The organism is Pseudoramibacter alactolyticus ATCC 23263 (genome assembly GCF_000185505.1).
GTDB classification, from domain to species: Bacteria; Bacillota; Clostridia; order Eubacteriales; family Eubacteriaceae; genus Pseudoramibacter; species Pseudoramibacter alactolyticus.
The window spans coordinates 585,308-606,562 of record NZ_GL622359.1; the positions used below are offsets into that span (position 1 = coordinate 585,308).

Annotated in this window: 21 protein-coding genes; 1 reads left to right on the top strand and 20 read right to left on the bottom strand. The window is 44.9% G+C overall.

Features of this window, described 5'->3' with window-relative positions; all coding sequences use genetic code 11:
* Positions 1 to 40: 40 nt before the first annotated feature.
* The 8 genes from HMPREF0721_RS02825 to tsaB all read right to left on the bottom strand — a co-directional run bounded on the left by HMPREF0721_RS02825 (position 41) and on the right by tsaB (position 7,916).
* Positions 41 to 2,152 (bottom strand): heavy metal translocating P-type ATPase, encoded by a 2,112-nt coding sequence (locus tag HMPREF0721_RS02825; protein ID WP_006598027.1) that lies wholly within the window; start codon positions 2,150 to 2,152, stop codon positions 41 to 43.
* Positions 2,153 to 2,170: 18 nt separating this feature from the next.
* Positions 2,171 to 2,416 (bottom strand): hypothetical protein, encoded by a 246-nt coding sequence (locus HMPREF0721_RS02830; RefSeq protein WP_006598028.1) that lies wholly within the window; start codon positions 2,414 to 2,416, stop codon positions 2,171 to 2,173.
* A 71-nt stretch (positions 2,417 to 2,487) separates the two neighbouring features.
* Entirely contained in the window at positions 2,488 to 3,453 is a 966-nt protein-coding gene (locus HMPREF0721_RS02835) for a homoserine O-succinyltransferase (RefSeq protein WP_006598029.1), read from the bottom strand.
* A 151-nt stretch (positions 3,454 to 3,604) separates the two neighbouring features.
* On the bottom strand, positions 3,605 to 5,233 hold the full coding sequence (gene groL, locus HMPREF0721_RS02840; protein WP_006598030.1) for a chaperonin GroEL: 1,629 nt from the start codon (positions 5,231 to 5,233) through the stop codon (positions 3,605 to 3,607).
* A 50-nt stretch (positions 5,234 to 5,283) separates the two neighbouring features.
* On the bottom strand, positions 5,284 to 5,568 hold the full coding sequence (gene groES, locus HMPREF0721_RS02845; protein ID WP_006598031.1) for a co-chaperone GroES: 285 nt from the start codon (positions 5,566 to 5,568) through the stop codon (positions 5,284 to 5,286).
* 127 nt (positions 5,569 to 5,695) lie between these two features.
* Positions 5,696 to 6,724: a tRNA (adenosine(37)-N6)-threonylcarbamoyltransferase complex transferase subunit TsaD gene (gene tsaD / locus HMPREF0721_RS02850; protein ID WP_006598032.1), complete on the bottom strand. Its 1,029-nt coding sequence runs from the start codon at positions 6,722 to 6,724 to the stop codon at positions 5,696 to 5,698.
* 21 nt (positions 6,725 to 6,745) lie between these two features.
* Positions 6,746 to 7,237: a ribosomal protein S18-alanine N-acetyltransferase gene (rimI, locus tag HMPREF0721_RS02855; RefSeq protein WP_050786949.1), complete on the bottom strand. Its 492-nt coding sequence runs from the start codon at positions 7,235 to 7,237 to the stop codon at positions 6,746 to 6,748.
* Entirely contained in the window at positions 7,230 to 7,916 is a 687-nt protein-coding gene (gene tsaB, locus HMPREF0721_RS02860; protein ID WP_006598034.1) for a tRNA (adenosine(37)-N6)-threonylcarbamoyltransferase complex dimerization subunit type 1 TsaB, read from the bottom strand. The genes rimI and tsaB overlap by 8 nt, the downstream gene beginning before the upstream one ends.
* Positions 7,917 to 8,073: 157 nt before the next feature.
* Between tsaB and HMPREF0721_RS11720 the strand changes: the two genes are divergently transcribed.
* Positions 8,074 to 8,340: a type II toxin-antitoxin system HicB family antitoxin gene (locus HMPREF0721_RS11720; protein WP_006598035.1), complete on the top strand. Its 267-nt coding sequence runs from the start codon at positions 8,074 to 8,076 to the stop codon at positions 8,338 to 8,340.
* 311 nt (positions 8,341 to 8,651) lie between these two features.
* Here the strand turns inward: HMPREF0721_RS11720 and nrdG are convergent, their stop codons facing one another.
* The 12 genes from nrdG to dnaG form a co-directional block, all read right to left on the bottom strand.
* A complete protein-coding gene (gene nrdG / locus HMPREF0721_RS02865) occupies positions 8,652 to 9,194 on the bottom strand; it encodes an anaerobic ribonucleoside-triphosphate reductase activating protein (RefSeq protein WP_006598037.1) in 543 nt (180 codons plus the stop codon).
* A 42-nt stretch (positions 9,195 to 9,236) separates the two neighbouring features.
* A complete protein-coding gene (gene nrdD / locus HMPREF0721_RS02870) occupies positions 9,237 to 11,414 on the bottom strand; it encodes an anaerobic ribonucleoside-triphosphate reductase (protein ID WP_006598038.1) in 2,178 nt (725 codons plus the stop codon).
* Positions 11,415 to 11,663: 249 nt separating this feature from the next.
* Positions 11,664 to 12,167 carry a DNA-deoxyinosine glycosylase gene (locus HMPREF0721_RS02875; RefSeq protein WP_040639867.1) on the bottom strand — a complete coding sequence of 168 codons (504 nt, stop codon included), beginning with the start codon at positions 12,165 to 12,167 and terminating at the stop codon, positions 11,664 to 11,666.
* Entirely contained in the window at positions 12,154 to 12,954 is an 801-nt protein-coding gene (locus tag HMPREF0721_RS02880) for a TMEM164 family acyltransferase (protein WP_006598040.1), read from the bottom strand. The genes HMPREF0721_RS02875 and HMPREF0721_RS02880 overlap by 14 nt, the downstream gene beginning before the upstream one ends.
* A gap of 122 nt (positions 12,955 to 13,076) precedes the next feature.
* A complete protein-coding gene (gene plsY / locus HMPREF0721_RS02885; protein WP_006598041.1) occupies positions 13,077 to 13,706 on the bottom strand; it encodes a glycerol-3-phosphate 1-O-acyltransferase PlsY in 630 nt (209 codons plus the stop codon).
* Between the two features lie 35 nt (positions 13,707 to 13,741).
* Positions 13,742 to 14,041: a cysteine-rich small domain-containing protein gene (locus tag HMPREF0721_RS02890; protein WP_040639868.1), complete on the bottom strand. Its 300-nt coding sequence runs from the start codon at positions 14,039 to 14,041 to the stop codon at positions 13,742 to 13,744.
* A complete protein-coding gene (locus HMPREF0721_RS02895) occupies positions 14,038 to 14,628 on the bottom strand; it encodes an indolepyruvate oxidoreductase subunit beta (RefSeq protein ID WP_040639869.1) in 591 nt (196 codons plus the stop codon). Before HMPREF0721_RS02895 ends, HMPREF0721_RS02890 begins: the two co-directional genes overlap by 4 nt.
* Positions 14,629 to 14,633: 5 nt before the next feature.
* Entirely contained in the window at positions 14,634 to 16,409 is a 1,776-nt protein-coding gene (gene iorA / locus HMPREF0721_RS02900) for an indolepyruvate ferredoxin oxidoreductase subunit alpha (RefSeq protein ID WP_006598044.1), read from the bottom strand.
* Between the two features lie 76 nt (positions 16,410 to 16,485).
* The gene (locus tag HMPREF0721_RS02905) at positions 16,486 to 17,616 is read right to left on the bottom strand and encodes a Nif3-like dinuclear metal center hexameric protein (protein WP_006598045.1); all 1,131 of its coding nucleotides are present in this window, start codon (positions 17,614 to 17,616) and stop codon (positions 16,486 to 16,488) included.
* Positions 17,609 to 18,292, bottom strand: coding sequence for a tRNA (adenine(22)-N(1))-methyltransferase (locus tag HMPREF0721_RS11430; protein WP_006598046.1), 684 nt, complete (start codon positions 18,290 to 18,292; stop codon positions 17,609 to 17,611). Before HMPREF0721_RS11430 ends, HMPREF0721_RS02905 begins: the two co-directional genes overlap by 8 nt.
* On the bottom strand, positions 18,293 to 19,483 hold the full coding sequence (rpoD, locus tag HMPREF0721_RS02915; RefSeq protein WP_006598047.1) for an RNA polymerase sigma factor RpoD: 1,191 nt from the start codon (positions 19,481 to 19,483) through the stop codon (positions 18,293 to 18,295).
* The gene (dnaG, locus tag HMPREF0721_RS02920; RefSeq protein ID WP_006598048.1) at positions 19,473 to 21,251 is read right to left on the bottom strand and encodes a DNA primase; all 1,779 of its coding nucleotides are present in this window, start codon (positions 21,249 to 21,251) and stop codon (positions 19,473 to 19,475) included. Before dnaG ends, rpoD begins: the two co-directional genes overlap by 11 nt.
* Positions 21,252 to 21,255: the final 4 nt, after the last annotated feature.

Consider the following 21,255-nt stretch of genomic DNA (forward strand, 5'->3'; position numbering starts at 1 on the left):
GGGGGGCACATCATTTTGCAGAGCTTTTTTTATTATATGTTTAAACGACACAGACTACATCCGTATCATCATTTTCCGGCGATAAATCCCGCATATTGTTCAGACACAGCCCAATGGTTGAAGCATTATGCAAAATGGCTCCCGTTTGGGGAACGATGATGCCGGCAATGCCCCCGGCCAAAATACTTCCATTTAAAACATTGCCGATCACATACGTATGATGCATGCGCTTCATCAGCTGATCCGATATCTTTTTCAAAACCACCAGCTGATCCAAATCGGATCCAGAGATGGTTACATCCGCAATTTCCTGCGCGATATCCGCTCCCTCTTTAATCGCAACCCCGACATCCGCCGCTGATAGTGCCGGTGAATCGTTAATGCCGTCGCCGATCATGATTACTTTGCGCCCGGTGGCCCGTTGTTTTTCCACATAACGGGCCTTATCTTCCGGCAACACTTCAGAATAGTATTCTTCAATACCGGCCTGCGCGGCGATCACTTTTGCCGTTTTGTCGCTATCTCCTGTCATCATCACGATGTGATGGAATCCAACGGTTTTTAACGCTTGGATAATTTGCGGTGCTTCTGCTTTGATCGGGTCAGAGATGCCGAGTGCCGCAACCAATTCTCCGCCGATCGCCATATAAAGATGACTGTATTCTGGCGGCATGGCTGCCAGTGATGCTTGAATGCTGTCGCTCATCTTCACGCCTTCGTCTTCGAAAAGAAAATGATAAGAGCCGATCACCACTCGCTGATCGTCAATTTCCGCGGCAATACCATGTGCCACAATATATTCAGCCTTAGTGTGCATTTCTTTATGTTCAAGATTCTTTGCTGCGGCGGCTTTAACCACGGCATTGGCCAGAGAATGCGGGAAATGTTCCTCCAGACAGGCGGCAATGCGCAGCATCTCATCTGGATCGCGGTCGCCGAATGTCATGACCTTTCGAACTACTGGCGTGGCTTTGGTTAAAGTGCCGGTTTTATCGAAAATAATCGTGTCTGCTTTCGCAATGGATTCCAAAAACTTGCCGCCCTTAACCGTCATTTGATGGCGGCCGGCTTCCCGCATAGCGGAAAGCACGGCAATAGGCATCGCCACCTCAACCGCGCAAGAGAAGTCCGCCATAAGCACCGATGCTGCTTTCATGACATCCCGGGTCAAGACGAATGCCAGAAGCGCGGCCCCAAAGGTCCAGGGCACCAATTTATCTGCAACCGAAACGGCTTTCATCTGGGTCAAAGCCGCCATGTTTTCCGACTGCTCAATCATTTTGACAATCTTGTCATAGCGCGTTTCCCCCGTGGCAGAGACCACCTGCACGGTCAATTCCCCCTCTTCCAAGACGGTGCCGGCATAAACCGTCACGCCGGGATATTTACTGACCGCTAAAGGTTCTCCCGTCAGCGCGGCTTGATTGACCAAAGCTTCCCCATCGGTCACCTTGCCGTCCAACGGAATCATGTTCCCCATGGTGATTCGGAATCGATCGCCGTTTTGCATATGGTTAAGGGAAACCTGATGTTCCGAACCATCTGCTTCGACTTTCCAAACCTTTTCAACATTCAGCGACAAAGACTGGGCCAAATCGTCCACAGACTTTTTATAAGTCCATTCTTCAAGAATTTCACCAATTTCCGTTAGGAAAACCACAGAGCTTGCCGTTTCAAATTCGCCAGTCAAAAGCGCTGCCAAAACGGCTGCTGCATGGATGATCTCCGCCGAAAAATTTTTCTGCCATAAATCCTTTAATCCGCGAAAAACAAAAGGCGTCGCGTGGATAATGGTCACAGCTGTCCGAATCGGCACCGGCAGACACAACGTTCTAAAGGCTTTTGAAATAATTTTATTGATGATTTTTTCTTTAAAATGTTCATTGGTTGCCCGAGATGACACTGTCGGCACATTCTCTTTCAGTGCCGGATCATCTAAATCCATCGCCGAAATGTAATCCAATAGTGCTGAACGCACACCGTTATAAATCACCGCTAATTGCGCCGTCCGCGTATAAACTTTCACATGCGTAACACCGGACATTTCAATCAAGGTGTAATAAAGCACGTCCGCTTCGCTTTCTGTCAAACGTTTTTTCGTTAAATCCAAATGAAAACGATTCGGGCTTTGATGAATCAGTCGAAATTTCATGGCGCTACGCCCTTCCCATCATTCGCTTACTTCTGCAGTTTTCTGAGCAATTTTTTCTGCCGATTCTTCAGCTTCTTTATCTGCATAATATTTTTCTGTGATCATATCGGCATCCGCCGCGATATCGCCATAACCAGCCTGACACTTTTCAATACCGTCTTTGATGACATTGACTGCAATTTTCGTGCCGGCAACCACATAGGCACTTGCTTTTTTAGCGCTCTTGCTTTTGGCCCAATTGGGAAGGCTACTGAATGTTTTCACATTTCTGGACTACCGACCAGAATCCAAAAGGATTGTGTTTTTATCTTTGATTTTAACTTTGCTGTATTCGCTCAGATTTGATCTGTGCTGCCCGTTTTACCCGCATAACAATCGGTCTCGACCGGTGTCAGATTATTGAGTTCATAAGGCGTTCCCTGATACATAAAATGGAGCCAATTGGTATACAGGCAATTAGAAACGGATCGCCAGCGTAAAAGCGGTCCCCGCGAGGGATCATCGTTGGGATAATAATTCACCGGGATATCCGGATCAAGTCCTGCCTTCATGTCGCGCTTATACTCTTTATCTAATTCCATCCGATCGTATTCAGTATGGCCTAAAACAAAAATCTGCCGAGAAGAATAAGCCAGAATAATGGTCGATCCGACTTCTTCTCCGCTTGCGCAAACATAAAGTTCCGAATTTTGGGCAACAGCCGCTTCATCAATCCCCGTATAGCGCGAATGCGGGATATAAAAAACATCGTCCATGCCGCGCATCAACATTTTTTTATGATGCAAAACCCGATGCTCATAAATCCCCGAAATTTTTTTCTCCAGCGCAACCTTTTGAATCCCGTGATGATAATAAAGGCCGGCCTGAGCACCCCAACAAATATGAAACGTTGTGAAAACATGGGTTTTTGACCATGTCATAATGGCCGTAATCTCATCCCAGTACTCCACTTTTTCAAAGGACATTTTTTCAACTGGCGCGCCAGTAATAACGAGTCCATCAAAGCGCTCGTTCTTTAACTCAGAAAAAGTCTGATAAAATTTATTGAGATGAGAGGTCGCCGTATGTGTTGGTTCATAACTTTCTGTTTTCATAAAAGTGATCTGCGTTTGAATCGGAAAATTGGACAGCACGCGCAGCAGATCCAGTTCCGTATCTTCTTTTAATGGCATCAGATTCAATATGCAAATTTGCAATGGCCGAATCTGCTGTGTGTGTGCACGCCGTTCATCCATCACAAAAATATTTTCGGATTCTAAAATTTTTTTTGCCGGCAAATCATTCTGAACTAAAATCGGCATGACCTAACCTCCTGATAGTTTCGTAGTAGTTTTCTATCATACCATATTTCTTATTTTACATGATTTTAAAGTTTATTTGCACTAAATTAAAAACAAGACTGCAGACATTCGTCTACAGCCTTGAATGATTTTTCAAATATATAATCAGCAATTACATCATGCCGCCCATACCGGCACCTGCTGGCATGGCCGGAGCCGGATTTTCTTCAGGATGGTCTGCCACGGCCACTTCCGTTGTCAAGAGCATGGCTGTAATGGAAGCCGCATTTTGAATGGCTATTCTGGTGACTTTGGTCGGATCAATAATGCCCTTTTCGACCATGTCGACATATCTGTCGGTCAAGACATCATAGCCAATGCCCTTTTCCTTTTTCCGAAGTTCATTGACAATGACAGAACCTTCCACACCAGCATTTTCTGCAATCTGGCGAACCGGTTCTTCAATGGCTCTGCGGATGATGGCCGCACCAATTTTTTCATCGCCTTCTAACGTGGCAACCAATTTATCAACATCGTCAACGGTGTCGAGCAATGCGGTTCCGCCGCCGGGAACAATCCCTTCCTGAACGGCAGCCCTGGTTGCATTCAGCGCGTCTTCAATGCGATATTTCATTTCCTTCAGTTCAACTTCTGTGGCTGCACCAACCTGAATCACGGCAACACCACCAGCCAGTTTTGCCAAGCGTTCCTGAAGCTTTTCACGGTCATAGTCGGAGTCGGTGGCCGGAATCTGCGCTTTAATCTGCGCAACGCGTTCTTCCACAGCAACTTTGTCGCCCTGGCCGTCAACAATGATTGTATTTTCTTTATCGACTTTCACCTGACGAGCGCGGCCTAATTGTTCAACGGTGGTATCTTTTAATTCAAGACCGACTTCTTCGGAAATGACCTGCCCGCCGGTTAAAATGGCGATATCCTGAAGCATGGCCTTTCTTCTGTCGCCGAAGCCAGGCGCTTTAACGGCCACACAATTGAAGGTCCCGCGCAATTTGTTCAAAACCAATGTGGTTAAAGCTTCGCCTTCGACATCTTCAGCAATAATGAGGAGCTTTCCGCCCTGCTGGACAATCTGTTCGAGCACCGGCAAAATTTCCTGGATATTGGAAATCTTTTTATCTGTAATTAAGATATACGGGTTATCCAATTCGGAAACCATTTTTTCGGTATCCGTTACCATATAACCCGATAAATACCCGCGATCAAACTGCATCCCTTCGGTAAAGTCAAGTTCGGTTCCCATCCCTTTACCTTCTTCAACCGTGATCACGCCATCATCGCCAACCTTGGCCATGGCTTCAGCAATCAGCTGACCGATTTTTTCATTTTGCGCGGAAATCGACGCAACCTGTTCTTTGGATTTTTCGGATTGAACCGGCTGAGACAATGCCTTCAAGCCATCGACAACCACATCGACCGCTTTTTCAATCCCTTTCTTCAAAACTATCGGATTCGCACCAGCCACCACATTGCGATTGCCTTCCCGAACAATCGCCTGTGCCAAAAGGGTTGCCGTCGTTGTTCCGTCACCAGCAACATCGTTGGTTTTGGTAGCAACTTCCTTCACCAGCTGTGCGCCCATATTTTCAAAAGCGTCTTCTAATTCGATTTCCTTTGCAATGGTCACACCATCATTGGTGATTGTCGGGGCACCATATGTTTTTGAAAGCAATACATTTCTGCCCTTTGGTCCCAAAGTAATTTTAACTGCATCTGCCAGCTGATCGACGCCACTGATTAAAGCTTCTCTTGCGTCTGCGCGGTATTTAACATCTTTTGCCATACAAATAGCCTCCTCAATTTAAATTATAAATAGAACACGTTCTTTTTTCTTTATTCAACAATCGCTAAAACGTCGCTTTGTTTGATGATCAAAAATTGTTCACCTTCCACTTTGACTTCGTTGCCTGAATATTTGGAATAAATCACCTGATCACCGACCCGAACGTCCAGCGGCACTTTTTTCCCGTCGATCACTTCGCCGGAGCCGACAGCGATAACTTCTCCCTGTTGGGGTTTTTCCTGTGCGGAATCCGGCAAAACAATACCAGAACTGGTTTTTGCTTCTTCTTCCTTGACTTTAACGACGAGCTTATCACCCAAAGGTCTTAACTTCATATTAATGCCTCCTAATAAATTAATAAAATAGCATTTCTCTATTAGCACTCAATATATCCGAGTGCTAATAGTATGTTAATCGATTGGCTGAATTTTTGCAATCATTTTTTCAGTTTTTTTATTTCTTTTAAGATAAAGAATCGGCAAATTGCGCCGGCAGTTCCAATCCCGGTTCTGCATTTAAATCCCAACCGGACAGTCGGCCGGCTTTAAAATCATAGTAAGCGCGTGCCCCAATCATTGCGGCATTATCCGTGCACAACGTCAACGGTGGATAATACAGTTCCCATCCATTCTCCTGGCATGCCTGCTTCAAAGCGTCGCGAAGTCCCCGATTGGCAGACACGCCGCCGGCGACACAAATTTTATTCATTCCGGTTGATCTGACGCAGTCTATGGTTTTCTTCACAAGCACTTCAACCACAGACGCCTGAAAAGACGCGGCAATGTCCTCCGGCTTATAAGCGATATTTTTCATCTTGCAATGATTCAAATAGTTTAAAACGGCGGATTTTAATCCGGAAAAACTAAAATCAAAGGTATCTTTTTCCAAAAAGACGCGTGGAAAATCCACAAAATCCGGATCACCCATTTCGGCGGCTCGGTCGATAGCTGGACCGCCGGGGTAAGGATAGCCCAAAACACGAGCCACTTTGTCAAATGCTTCCCCAGCCGCATCATCCCTTGTTTGTCCCAAAATAATATTGCTCTCGTAATTTTCTACCAAAACCAAATTTGTATGACCGCCGGAAACCACCAACGCCAAAAACGGTGGTGTTAACGTAGGAAAAGCCAAATAATTGGCCGCAATATGCCCTTCGATATGATTGACACCAATCAACGGCTTTCCCAACGCGTAGGCCAGCGCCTTGGCTTCCGAAACCCCCACCAAAAGCGCCCCGACCAATCCCGGGCCGCGGGTCACGGCGATCGCGTCAACCGCTTCAAGGATTAAACCGATATCATCCAATGCATCTTGAATCACATAGGGCAGTTTAATAACGTGATTACGCGATGCAATCTCCGGAACCACACCACCGTATTTGCGATGGATCGCGATTTGCGTATAAATTTGATCTGTCAAAATTTTTCGACCGTCTTCGACGATGGCAACAGATGTTTCGTCGCAAGATGTTTCAATGCTCAAAATTTTCATATTCACATTCCATTTCTCTATTCATAACGGGACCGACATCAGATAAGCGTTCGAGCCATCGGGATAATATTGCTCACGCTTTCCAATTATTTCAAATCCCAGGTGACGATAAAGTTTAAGGGCTTGATGATTTTTTTGCTTGACTTCCAAAGTCATTTTTGTGCAGCCGTTTAGGCGTGCATGATCCATCATGACTTTCATCAATCGTCGACCGAGACCACGCTGCTGCCAATCCGGCAACACGGCAACCTTCATGATCTGCGCTTCATCCACCACACACCATTCACCGGCAAAGCCAACCATTTGCAACGCCTGTTCCTGCTCTGACGAATGCTCGATGACCATATAATGAGCCAATGGATTTTTAATCTCCTGCAAAAACGAGGTCTCCTTCCAGGGAATTAGCCCTGCGGCTCGGTCGATCGTCAAGACCTGAGCAATGTCACCACGAGTCATCGGTCGAAGGCTAAAAAAAGACAGGCTCAAAACTTCATCTGCCATTTTATTAGCCAAATCTTTCTTCCGCAGAGGATTTGCGAATATAATTTAACGTGGCCAGCATGCAATCTGTCGTTTGACCTGCAGTGATTTTCTGCATCCCGATTTGGGCTGCAGAAGAAGCTCGATTCATCCGTATAAATGGCGGTGCACAAATACCTTCGGATAGCAATTCACATAAATGCTCGCCATATTTTTTTACACCGTCTCCCACAAAATAAATGGGGCCAGCATAATCCTTTAAGATATCCGCCAACACATCGACCGTACATACCCGTTCTGATAATACCGTTTGCAAACTATCGGCCGTCGACCGATAAGTCGCCGTGTACACTTGCTGCCGCTGTGCATCCAAAACGGGACAAACCAACCCATCCGCACAATACAAATTAGCCGCCAACGCCTCCAATGTCGAAACGGTTACCATCGGTTTGTGAAGAGCCTGAGCAAATCCCTTGACCGTCGCCATACCAATGCGCAAGCCGGTAAAAGAGCCGGGGCCGTTCACCACGCCGAAAACATCGATCTCTTGAATAGATAATCCAGAATCCTGCAGCATATGGTCAATCGCCGGCAACATTTTTTCGGAATGCTTTCTGCGATAATTGACAATCATTTCTGCCATCAAACGATCATCATCGATCACTGCAGCACTGGCCACAATCGTTGCCGTGTCCACCATCAATAATTTCATTATTATTCCTTTCAGTACTTATATCCAATCAGACAATCAAAATTCAAGTTTACAATCTGTGATATAATAACAAATAATTGATGTTCTTACAATTTCACGAATAAAGCTGCTATATTTTTGCTTGGCAATTGGCCTAAATTAATGAAAGGACTCCCTTATGTCTCGTCAATACAGTTATCCTGCCGTTTTTGATATTCATCCCACTTTTTTCACCATCACTTTTCCGGATCTGCCGATCGAACCAATCCGATTCGCGGCTGAGGAGATCGCTGAATCCTTCGATCACGCCGCGACTGTTTTAGGGAATTACATTTCGGAATCCTTAATTTTTGGAACGCCACTCCCCGAACCAACACCTTTGACAGATCTCCCATTAACGTCAGCACAAAAGGGTGTCATGATCACCATTTCGGAAGTTTTATAATCTATTTTCCTTGCGCAGTTTTTCTAAATAAATTTCATTTTTATTCGCATAACACAATGGCATTCGCCATCGAATATATCTTTATTTGCTCTTCTAAGGTGTTCAAGCCCTGATCAAAATCTGCCTTCGATTTCACCTTACTTTTCTATGCATAATTTTTATTCTGAATTTCTGCCATAAAAAATGCCGCCACATCTGGCGGCTCCCAATCCGAGTATCTAAAGAAACACTTTACTTTATCGCAAGATTCTCTGATGAAAAGGATCAAATCATGACATTCTCAAATACCAATCCGTTTGAATTGACATCGCTCAGTACGCCTGATTGGAGATCGAAACGTTTCGGTCATCCCACAAAACCACCTTCTGCTTTTGTCGAGAATTTTTAACGTCAATGATCCGCTGATTGGCACTGCCGCGGTACAATAAAGTAATGTCCTTTTGTTCTTGCATAAAACGACCATCCACCAGCACATCCGTCAAGTCAAGGATCGCCTGTGTCGTTTCGGACGGATCCGTTGATAGCACCTCATAGGTAAACCCAGTGTAAATCCACAAATCCATCCGGGGGAAGACTTGTTTAAAACGCCTCAGAAAAGGAAGCAACGCTCGTTGATTCTCCGGTTCCATCGGCTCCCCGCCCAGCAACGTCAGGCCACGATAGCAAGGTTCCCGGAGATCGGATAAAATCTTTTCATAAACCGGCTTCGAAAAGACTTCTCCGTAATTAAAATCCCAAGCCACTTGATTGAAACAACCCGGACATGCGTGACGACAGCCCGACACAAACAAGCTCAAACGAATGCCCGGGCCATTGGCAATATCATGCTCATGAATCGAAGCGTAATGCATCATTTTTTTCCTGACTTCCCAAATCCTCAATAAAATTCATGCGGGTTACAAATGCAGCACGCGTTCCTTAATCTCCTGCGTTCGTCCCTGATTAAAGCCCGTCGCACCACCGAGATAACCGCAAACACGCCGCACCACTGACATTTTATTTAATTCGCGATTGCCGCAATTAGGGCATTCCCAGATAAGTTTACCGGCTTCGTTTTCCACAGCTTTAATTTCACCATCGTAGCCACACACTTCGCAAAAGTCACTCTTCGTGTTTAATTCAGCATAGGTAATATGATTGTAAATATGCTTCATCACTTCCAAAACTGCCGGAATGTTATTCTGCATGTTCGGCACCTCCACGTAGGAGATAGCGCCTCCCGGCGACAAACGCTGAAAATCCGCTTCAAACGTTAATTTGCTGAAAGCGTCAATGGGTTCTGTCACATGGACATGATAAGAATTGGTGATGTAGTTTTTATCCGTCACCCCTTCGATGATTCCAAATCGTTTTTGCAAACACTTGGCAAATTTATAGGTCGTTGATTCCATCGGCGTCCCATAAACCGAATAGGCAATGTTTTCTTCTGCCCGCCACTCTTGACATTTATCATTCAACTTTTGCATCACGGCCAATGCGAAGTTTTTCGCTTGATCGTCCGTGTGCGATTTACCCGTCATATAACGACACATTTCATACAACCCGGCATATCCCAAGGAAATCGTGCTGTAACCACCATAAAGCAGTGCATCAATCGTTTCTCCCGACTTTAGTCGCGCCAACGCACCATGCTGCCATAAAATCGGCGCCACATCAGAAGGCGTTCCCAAAAGCCGTTCGTGACGGCAGCGCAAAGCTTTGTGACAAAGTTCCAGCCTTTCGTCTAAGATCTCCCAGAATTGGGCCATATCCCCGCCGGATGAACACGCTACATCCACCAAATTAACCGTCACCACGCCTTGATTGAAGCGACCGTAAAATTTGTGGCTGCCATCTGAATTGCGCTGTGAATCTTCCACCGTTAAAAAACTGCGACATCCCATGCAGGTATAGACATTGCCTTGTTTGAGTTGTTTCATGATTTTAGCCGAAATATAGTCCGGCACCATGCGTTTGGCCGTGCATCGCGCCGCCAAATCGGTCAAATACCAATACGGGGCTGATTCGTAAATATTGTCTTCATCCAGCACATAAATCAACTTGGGGAATGTCGGTGTAACCCAGACATCCTGTTCATTTTTAACGCCTGTGATGCGCTGATTGAGCACTTCTTCAATGATAAGGGCCAGATCCTTACGCACCTGCCCGTCCGGCACTTCATCCAAATACATAAACATTGTAACAAACGGCGCCTGCCCATTACAGGTCATCAATGTGATCAATTGGTACTGAATGGTTTGAATACCGCTTTTAATTTCTTCTTTTAAGCGTGCAAAAACGATTTTTTCGATAATTTCACGATTCATAACTTCACCGCAGAGCCTGCGTTCTTCAATCACTTGCTGACGGATTTTTTGCCGGCTCACGTCGACAAATGGCGCCAGATGTGAAAGTGTAAAGGATTGCCCACCATATTGGTTGGACGCTACCTGCGCTACAATCTGCGTAGTAATATTGCATGCGGTATAAAAACTATGAGGTTTATCAATCTTCGTGCCGGAAATAACCGTCCCATTTTGCAGCATATCTTCCAGGTTGATCAAATCGCAGTTATGCTCGCGCATGGCAAAATAATCAGCGTCGTGAAAATGGATAATCCCTTCTTCGTGGGCTTTCACCACATCTTCCGGCAAGAAAAGCCGTTTGGATAAATCCTTGCTGACTTCCCCGGCGATATAGTCCCGCTGCGTAGAATTAATTGTGGGATTTTTATTGGCATTCTCCTGTTTGACCAATTCATTTTCACGATTAATCAACGCTAAAATTTTGCGATCTGTTGTATTTGACCGGCGGAGGGCCGTCCGCTTATCCCGGTAATGCATATACGCCTGGGCCACCTCATACCCACGCATTTCCATAATGCCCGTTTCGACCAAATCCTGAATATCTTCAACACCGGCCGCATGCTGATAGGCAGAAATTTGTTTTTCCACATTGTCAGCTACCGCCTGAATTTGGGCCGCATTTAACTGACGAATGGGTTTCACTTCTGCATTGGCTTTCGTAATCGCGTTAACGATTTTATCGATATTGAATAAAACTTCTTCGCCGTTTCGCTTAATCACATTCTTCATGAAAATTCTCCATCTTTTCATTTTCTCCAAAGTTTGGGACAAGTGTTATTATACGCCCGCCATGATTGAGATTCAAGTAAAATCGAAACTGAACTCTATATTTTGTGTTTGTAGATTTGAAAACATCAATATTTGGGGCTTATTTTCTCGAAGCAAAGATGACATAATTGTCATTTTATATTCTTCCGAAGTTATTAAGCAGATTCAATTGTTTTTTACTAACAAAAAAAGCCACTTACCAGCGGCTCATTATAACGATAATATCGATCGATATGCATCGATCAAATCCTCCAGGTGCATTTTGGCATTGGCCGGACTGGTGGACGGGAGCCCCAAATGCGACAGTCTACTGATCTGTGGATTTAAGCCCCAATGCTCTCGGAATAATTTTGTCGCTTTTCCCCCGGTAGTAACAATTCCCCGAATGGAAGTTTGTGATACGATCGTCGTCAAATCATTGTAATGTACATTTTTGATAGATGCATCCGATGCCCCTCGAATATCACAACTGCCAATCACATCCCACAATGCCAGTGAATGTTTTTTGAGAAATAACTGTTTCTGCTCGATACTCTCCGGTATCGTTTCCTGATAAACACCGGCCAACGTTTTCCAAAAGCGATTGCGCGGATGACCATAATAAAATCCGGCTTCCCGCGATTTGGGAGATGGCAAAGAACCTAAGATTAAAATCTGTGAGTGCGCATCGTAAAAAGGAACCAACGTGTGCTCAATATGTTCATACGCGGCCATGTAAAAATGCCACCTTTCTTTTTTCCGGCGGATACGGCCGATGATTGGCCATCCAAAAATCGAACCGCCGAAGCAATCTTGTTGCAAAATCCATCCCAAAAATCAGAATCGGCAGCACGACGAGCCAATAATAAGGAGCCGCAATTGCGCTGATTACCGGGACCCCCCTTGCATTGCGCATCAAAAGATAATTTGCATTAAAAAATGTCGACGCCCAAAAAGCAACCGCCAAAATAATACCCATGCCGATCAGTCGCTTTCCCATCTGTTTGAGAGAACGATGATACCCCTGCTTTGACGACATCGGCATACTCAGCGCAATGGTAACCATTAAACCATGGGAAACCATGCTCTGAACGGACATCACATGAATACCAGCGTAATCGTAAAAGACCCAAAGCGGATAAATCAATACCGCAACACCACCAAGAAATGCTGCCACATCAACATAAGGATAGAGTTTTTCAATCCGAAACATTGCTATAAACGGCAAAACCATGCAAATTTGATTGCACCAATCGAAACGAAAATTCGTCCAATGCATACCGTAGTAATGCGTGCGCCATACAATTCGGAACAATTCCAACAACAGCATCAAAACGCCCAAAACTATCAAAATTTTTTGGCTAAAATAGGGATTCTGCTTTCGTTTCTGAACGGCCATAATGGTCACAATCGCGCAGACAATCAGTGTTGCCAGCACAATATGTGCTTGGGAAAACACGCGATTCTGCCGAATGACATCCTGCGGCTTAAAATAATGATTGTAAAAATAGTTTATACCCATAAGCTCATTCCGTTCCGTTTTATTAATTCGATCCTTTTGATCTGTTGATCATCATAACAAAAAGACCTGAAAAGCGCAAACACGCTCTCAGGTCTTTTATGCAGCGGTAATCGAATGAAATATTATTTTTTCATGTCCACACGCTGACCAATTTTGCTTTCAGTGCCGTTCAAAATTCGTTTGATGTTGCTGCGATGCTGAATGTCTGTTGACAATGCCATAAAAATTGTCAGTGCCAAAGCCGGAAGATTATGCGCGCCAAAAAAGCCGAGGGCTACAAACGGCAAAATGGTCATCCCCATCATTGATGAAAGAGAAACCATTTTAAAAATGACCAATAAAATCAATCCAACCGCAATGCAAATAAGCGCAATGCGCCAATCGTAGACGAGAAATAAACCGATAGACGTCGCGGTTCCTTTACCGCCGCGAAATTTTAAAAGCGCCGGCCAATTGTGGCCGCATAAAACAGCAATACCCGTTCCGGCGGTCCACCAAGGACTTAATCCCAGATGGCTTTCCAATAAACGTGCTATCACAATGCATAATGACCCTTTCAAAGCATCCAACAGTAAAACTAAACCAGCGTATTTGAGTCCCATTGTCCTCAGAACATTTGTTGTACCGGCATTACCGCTGCCAAAATTTCGAATATCCTCACCGCGAACAGCTTTAACAACGATATAGGCAAAATCGAGATTGCCCACAAAATAAGATGCTATGAGCAACAACACACCCCACGCGACATTCATCTGTTATCCTCCTTCAATTCTCCCGATAACGGATTTTATTCTTTTTTCTGATCTTTCTGCATTGATGCTAAGTTTGCTTGCTTCATTCGTTCCAAAAGTGTCATCAATTTTTGAATGACACGATCGTAATTTTGCCGATAATGCGGAAAACAACAATTGGTACAGATCTTTACCCCTTTATCCGAAATAGTATAATTACCTCCGCAGTCTTTGCCCAAGGCATAAAGAGGACAATAACAAAACAGACAATTAAAATCCTCCAAGTTCTCCATTGGATGGCATGGAAAGTATTCGCATTCCCGATGCTGAAAAAATTTATAATGGTCTGTCTTCAATGGCTGGCTCGTTCTGCAACCAAGGCCATGCCTTTGGCCATTGCCGCTTTGTTTAATTCAACAAATTTCGGTTTAACATTATCTTCGATAATCCGGTTCCAATCGATATGTTCCAGGCCCATTGCCTTAACGATTGTTCCCAACAGGATCACATTTGTCACTTTTTCATTGCCCATTTGCGTCGCAATATCTGAAGCCGGAATCACTTTTGCATCAGCGATTTTAGCAAGTTCCCCCAAAATATCCGGATGATATTCCGCCTGGCCGATCACGACCGGCATCGGCCAGATTTCCGTGTCATTAACAATCACTTTACCATCTGCTTTCAGATAATTGATGTAGCGCATGGCTTCCATCTTTTCAAAGGCAACAAGGATATCGGCCGTTCCCAATTCGATAACCGGAGACTGCACTTCATCCCCATAGCGCACCTGCGAACTGACCGAACCGCCTCGCTGGCTCATCCCATGGATTTCACTCATCTTGACGTCGTAGCCGGCCTGCATTAAGCCCGTCGTCAGCAATTTGGCTGCCGTGATCGTTCCCTGTCCGCCGACACCTGCCAATAAAATATTTTTTGTCTTCATGATAATCACGCTTTCTTAACAATTGCATCGACCGGACAAACCTGGCCACAAACGCCGCAGCCCACACAGGCATTGGTAATGGTCATTTTTTGGTCTTCAATGCGGCCAAATTCCAACGCCGGACAGCCCGTTCCGATGCATTGCTTGCATCCGATGCACTTATCCATGAGGACTTCGTATTTTTCGGTAAATACCTGAGGAAATTCTTTCTTGTCTTCCATTGAAAGCCGTTTTAAAGCGCAGGGCCAACGCGTGATGATAACCGCCGGTCCTTCGCAGGCAATCCCCCATTCCAGCGCGGCCTTGGTTTCTTCCAAATTGTTGGGATCGATGGTTCGAATATTCTCGATATTTAAAGCCCGGCAAACCGCTTCAATATCGACAATCGGCGCTGCATTGCCCTTTAAATCGTAACCGCTTCCCGGATTTTCCTGATGACCGGTCATGCCGGTAATGCGGTTATCCAAAATCACGGTCAAATAAGAGCTCTTATTATAAGCCGCATCCATCAAGGATGTGATGCCGGAATGAAAGAAAGTAGAATCCCCGATTACGGAGACGACTTTTTTGTCTTCGCCTTTTATTTTAAAGGCCTGCGCCACGCCGTGTCCGCCAGAGATTGAAGCACCCATGCAGATCAGCGCATCCGTTGCATTATACGGCGCGGAAAGCCCTAAAGTATAGCAACCGATGTCGCCAAAAATCATGGTGTTCTTCAATTTGCCTAATTCATAGAAAAAACCACGATGCGGGCAGCCCGCACAAAGTGCCGGCGGTCGGCCGACAACGGTTTTTTCGTTCGGCGCCAATACTTCCTGGCTTTTACCAAAGGCAGCCTCGCGAATCTTTTCCGGGAGCAGTTCTCCCATCTGCGGGAACAAGTCTTTCCCAATGCAGTCAATCCCGGCTGCTTTGATCTCCGTTTCCATGATGGGATCATTTTCTTCCAAAACATAAATCGTCTTGACCTTGGAAGCAAATGCCTTAATCATGTCCATCGGCATAGGATAAGAAAAACCAATCTTGCAATAGGATGCCTGATCGCCAAAGACTTCTTTCGCATAGCGATATGAAACCCCGGATGCAATGATCCCGATATCTTGATGATTATCTTCATAATAATTCCACTTACATTCATTGGTGAATGTTTTTAAGCGTTCAAAATTTTGGGCTAACTTTTGCTGCATTCCCGGTGTGAACGCCGGCAGCGGGCAATATTTTTGAATATTTTTTTCGTAAGGCTTATCGGCAACCTCCGTGCGATCTGAGCATTCAACAATGCTCTTGGAATGGTCAACACGGGTGGTCATTCTGAACAACACAGGGATGTCGAAAGTTTCAGACACATCATAAGCATCCTTCATCATATCTTTGGTCTCCTGTGAATCCGAAGGTTCAAACATGGCCAATTTGGCATGGCGCGCATACCGGCGATTGTCCTGTTCATTTTGAGACGAGAACATTCCGGGTTCGTCGGCCGTCAAAATAACGGATCCTCCGTTGACACCCAAATACGCAAAAGTAAACATGGGATCGGCGGCCACGTTCATGCCCACATGCTTCATGCAGGCCAAGGTTCTAATGCCGGCGATAGAGGCCCCAGCAACCGCTTCCACGGCCACTTTCTCGTTAGGCGCCCATTCCGTCTGAACTTCATCATAAAGTGCCAGATTCTCCAGGATCTCTGTACTGGGAGTGCCCGGATAAGCCGATGCAAATTTTACCCCAGCTTCCCACGCACCGCGCGCGGCGGCTTCGTTGCCCGTAAATAATTTTTTCATAGCGTCCTCCTACTTTGATGCTGTGCTAAAGTCCCCATCTATTTATACGCCACCTTAGCAGTTTGTAAACAAACCATTAATGGATTTCCAAAAAATCACACATTTTTTCTGAAATAATCGTTTCGACACCCGGGCAGTTAGCCGCAATCATTTCTTTTAAAAGAAGCACTACCTGGTGCTCTGTTCCATAATGCCCGGCATCCACCACCCAAAGATGATTTTCATGTGCGCTTTGGGCCTCATGGTATTTGAGATCTCCGGTTACATAAACATCGGCATTCCGCACTTTGGCCAATCCCATAAATTCAGCACCGGCACCAGTGCAAAGAGCGATGCGTTTAATTACCTGGGGTGGTTTTCCGGCCGTGCGAACAAGCTTCAAGCCCAAAGCAGATTTTAGTTTTTCCAAAAAATCCTGGGGTAATAATGCCGTTGACAAATCGCCAATTTTTCCCGGACCGTTGGCCTCTTTTGTCAATGATTCATCCATAGGATAAAGATCATAGGCCATGGTCTCATAGGGATGAACCGCTTTGATCTTTTGAATCAAAGATTTCGCCATTTCATTATCAATAACGGTCTCGATGCGATCTTCTGCTACGGTTTCCACTTGATTTTCACTGCCGATGAATGGTTTCGATTCCGAAAGGGGCTTAAAGGTTCCCTTGCCGACCGCACGGAATGAACAATGGCTGTATTTCCCGACATAGCCGGCGCCATTATCGCCCATTACTTGAAGAATGGCCTCCGTATGTGACTCCGGTACAAAAACCACTAATTTATACAATCGATCCTTGGGGCTGTTAGAAAGCGGACGCATTTCCTCTAAGCCCAACGCTTTCGCGATAAAATAATTGAGCCCATATTCGGCGGCATCTAAATTGGTATGCGCCGAATAAACGGATATTTTATGGGCGATCAATGCGTCAATGAGCTGACCCTTGCCATCATCCACACAAATAGACTTCACACCGTTAAACAAAAAAGGATGATGGGAAACGATCAAATCAATATCTTTTTCAATCGCCTCTTCCACAACATCGGGTGTCACATCCAAGGTCAGAAGAACTCGGCAAACCGGATGTGAATAAGACCCGACCTGAAGTCCCACATTATCCCATTTTTCTGCCAAGTATCGCGGCGCATTTCGCTCAATAGCTTTAAAAATATCACTGTTTCGGTATTGTTCTTTCTTAACGCTATCCACGAGCAACAACCTCCTTTAGCATATCAAGCATTCCTTGAGACTGATGCCACTTGCGTCGGGCACCATCCGTATTAATGGCAGACACCTGAACCAAGATATGTTTTTCCTTTTGAATCAAGTGATGCACAAATTCCTCAAAAGTTTTATTTTCCTCGCGAATATCGGCAAGGCCAATCCAATAATCGATGGGCGTTGAAATTTGCATTTTTCCCGGTTCTGCCGCCATAATCTGATAATAATGACCATCTTCAAAAACCATTTTTTCAAGAATAAGACGAGCGCCGATGGCTTCAAGCGCTAAGCGCACAGTCTGAACATTATTCATAGGTTGCAAAACCAAATGAAAATGATGTCCTAATTTTATTTTGCCTTTCAGCAAAATGTCGGCCATCAGCAAGCCGCCCATTCCTGCTATCACAATCGCATCGCATTCTCCTGGAGCGATAATATCCAAACCAAATCCTAACCGAGTTTCAATACCAGTCATTCCGCGGTGAGTAATTTGCTTCTTCGTCTTTTGGAGTGAAGATATTGAAATATCTGAAGCAATGGCACGTTCTGATTGTCCGTTTTGAATCAACGCGATCGGCACATAACCGTGATCCGTTCCGACGTCTAAAACGCATTCGGCCCTGCCGACAGCTTCAACAATACACTGCAGCCGTTCTGATAACATTTAGGTCAGGTAGTCCTTTAATTTTTTACTTCTGCTGGGATGACGAAGCTTCCGCAGCGCTTTTGCTTCGATTTGTCGAATTCTTTCCCGCGTGACATCGAATTCTTTGCCAACCTCTTCGAGTGTTCTTGCACGGCCGTCATCCAAACCGAAGCGCAGCCGCAACACTTTTTCTTCCCGGTCGGTTAACGTGCTCAAAACATCAATCAACTGTTCTTTTAATAGGGCATACGATGCCGCTTCTGATGGCGCCGGCGCTTCATCGTCCGGAATAAAATCACCTAAATGGCTGTCTTCTTCTTCACCAATCGGCGTTTCAAGCGAAACCGGATCTTGGGCAATTTTTTGAATTTCCCGCACTTTATCTTCCGAAAAGCCCATTTCCTTGCCAATTTCAGCCGGAGTTGGCTCTCTTCCATATTCCTGCAGAAGTTGCCGAGAAACGCGAATCAATTTATTGATGGTTTCAACCATGTGCACCGGGATGCGGATGGTTCTCGCCTGATCGGCAATGGCTCTTGTAATGGCCTGGCGGATCCACCAAGTCGCATAGGTAGAGAATTTAAAGCCCTTGGTATAATCAAATTTTTCAACCGCCTTGATGAGACCCAGGTTCCCTTCTTGAATTAAATCAAGAAACGACATTCCCCGCCCCACATAACGCTTAGCGATGGAGACTACCAGGCGCAAATTAGCTTCTGCCAATTCCTTTTTGGCATCTTCATCTCCGGCGGCCATCCGTTTGGCGATAGCCATTTCTTCGTCAGCTGTCAATAGCGACACACGACCGATTTCCTTTAGATACAGCCGCACCGGATCATTCACATTGACATTTTCCGTCAGATCTTCTTTTTTGTTCGTCTTTTCGTCTTTTTCGATGGAACGTAATTCTGCGATACTGGCATCGTCCAAATCCGTCATATCCATATCTTTAAATGTCAAACGAATATTTTGTTTTTGAAGATACAGATACACTGCATCGATCTCATCGGAGTCAAAATCCTTTTCTGATAGGGCGTGCTCAATGTCTTCGCTATTAAGAATCCCTTTTTGTTTGCCTCTTTCGATCAAGGATTGAATTTCGGGCAAATTCTGGATTTCTGGGGTGACTTCCTCTTCCGACAAAGACTGAAGGGTATCCATTTGTTTCAGGACACCGTCTTTTGTCAGTGTGTTTTTTTTATCTGCCATCTTCCACCTCCTGCATGCTATCTTTTCGTTTTTTCAATTCCATTAATGCATTCAATGTCCGTGCAACTTCTGGATCGCTCGGATCCAATGTTTTAAGTTTCTTCTGCAGTGCACGCATCGCTGCAGCATCTTTGTATTGCTTAAGCACGCGAATGCTTTCTTTGGGACTTGCTTCGCCATTCGAACTTTCCATGATGAGCGCGGTTAATGCTTGCTGCGCTTCTGGCTGATCAAGAGCGGCAATAACCGTGGCCCCTGTCATGGGTTTTCTTTCCTGATAACATTTTTTGATTTCGTGAAAAGCTTGTCGAAACATCGCATCAGAAAAATGTGATTCTGTTAAATCAAGCGCATTAAAAGGGATGGTTTGGTTTAAAAGACCAATAATGATATTCTTTTCAGCTTGGAGCACAGCCTTGGGCGTTTTTTTCTTTTGTTCCGCTAAATATTTTTTAAAAGCCGGCATTATCTGATCTTCTGAATATCCGATGTTTTTAATTGCAGCATTATAAATCATTTTAGCAGAAATTCCTGTGCTCTGCGCGACCAATTTGGAAAAAAAGTTTTTTTCAATATCAGACCTCGCTTCCCGAATAATGGGAACAGCCTGACTCACATAGGTCAAGCGATCATCATTCGTTTTTAATGGATTATCCTTCTTCAGACAGGTCAGCTGATATTCAATGGCTGTTTGGGCTTCCCGCACTTGTTGTCTGAAAGCGTCAACGCCATTTCTGCGAATATAAGAATCCGGGTCATCCTCGGCATTGAGCCGCACCACTTTAATTTTAAGCGGTGAATTTTTTAGAATCGCGATCGCTTTATTCGTTGCGTTTTCTCCGGCCTGATCGCCGTCAAAGCACAAAACGATTTCGTCGACATAGCGGCTTAAAAGTTTGGCATGATGGGATGTAAAGGCCGTTCCCAATGCCGCCACTGTATTTTTAATGCCGCGCTGATACAGGGCAATAACATCCATATAGCCTTCTACCACCACCAACTGATTGTCGACGATGTTTTTCTTGGCCCGATTTAAATTAAAAAGTTCCGTCCCCTTAGAAAAAATCAGCGACTCGGGAGAATTCAAATATTTCGGGCCATGTTCCTCATTGGAAAGAATGCGGCCTCCAAATCCAATGATCTTGTCTCTGGCGTTTTGAATGGGTATCATCAATCGATTGCGAAAGCGATCGTAAAATCGCCCACGGTCATTTTTAATTTCCACACCACTATCGACAATATCGTCAATTTTAAATTGCCTTGCCGTCAGATACTGGCACGCTTCGCGCCACTGGTCCGCTGCGTATCCCAATCCGAAGGTCTTAATAGTTCGGATATCAATGCCTCTTTCTTTAAGATATGCCAGAGCATCGGGTTGATGCTTGAGCAGTGTATAATAATGGTTGGCCAACACACGGTTTAACTCATAGAGCGTTTCTTTTCTTTGATATTTCGCATCGTCTTCGGAAGTGCTTTTAGGTAAATGAATATTGGCTCGTTCCGCCAGATATTGGATCGCTTCCGGAAAGCTCATATTCTCTTTGTCCATTACAAAGGAAATGACATTTCCCCCCACACCACAGCCAAAGCAATGATACAGCTGTTTATCTTGCGACACTGAAAATGATGGTGTTCGTTCATTGTGAAATGGACAACATCCCATATATGAATGGCCTGATTTTTTCAGTTGAACGTATTGGGAGACCACATCGATAATATCATTGGCTTCTATGACACGCTGAATGATCTCTTCCGAATATTTCGGCATTCAA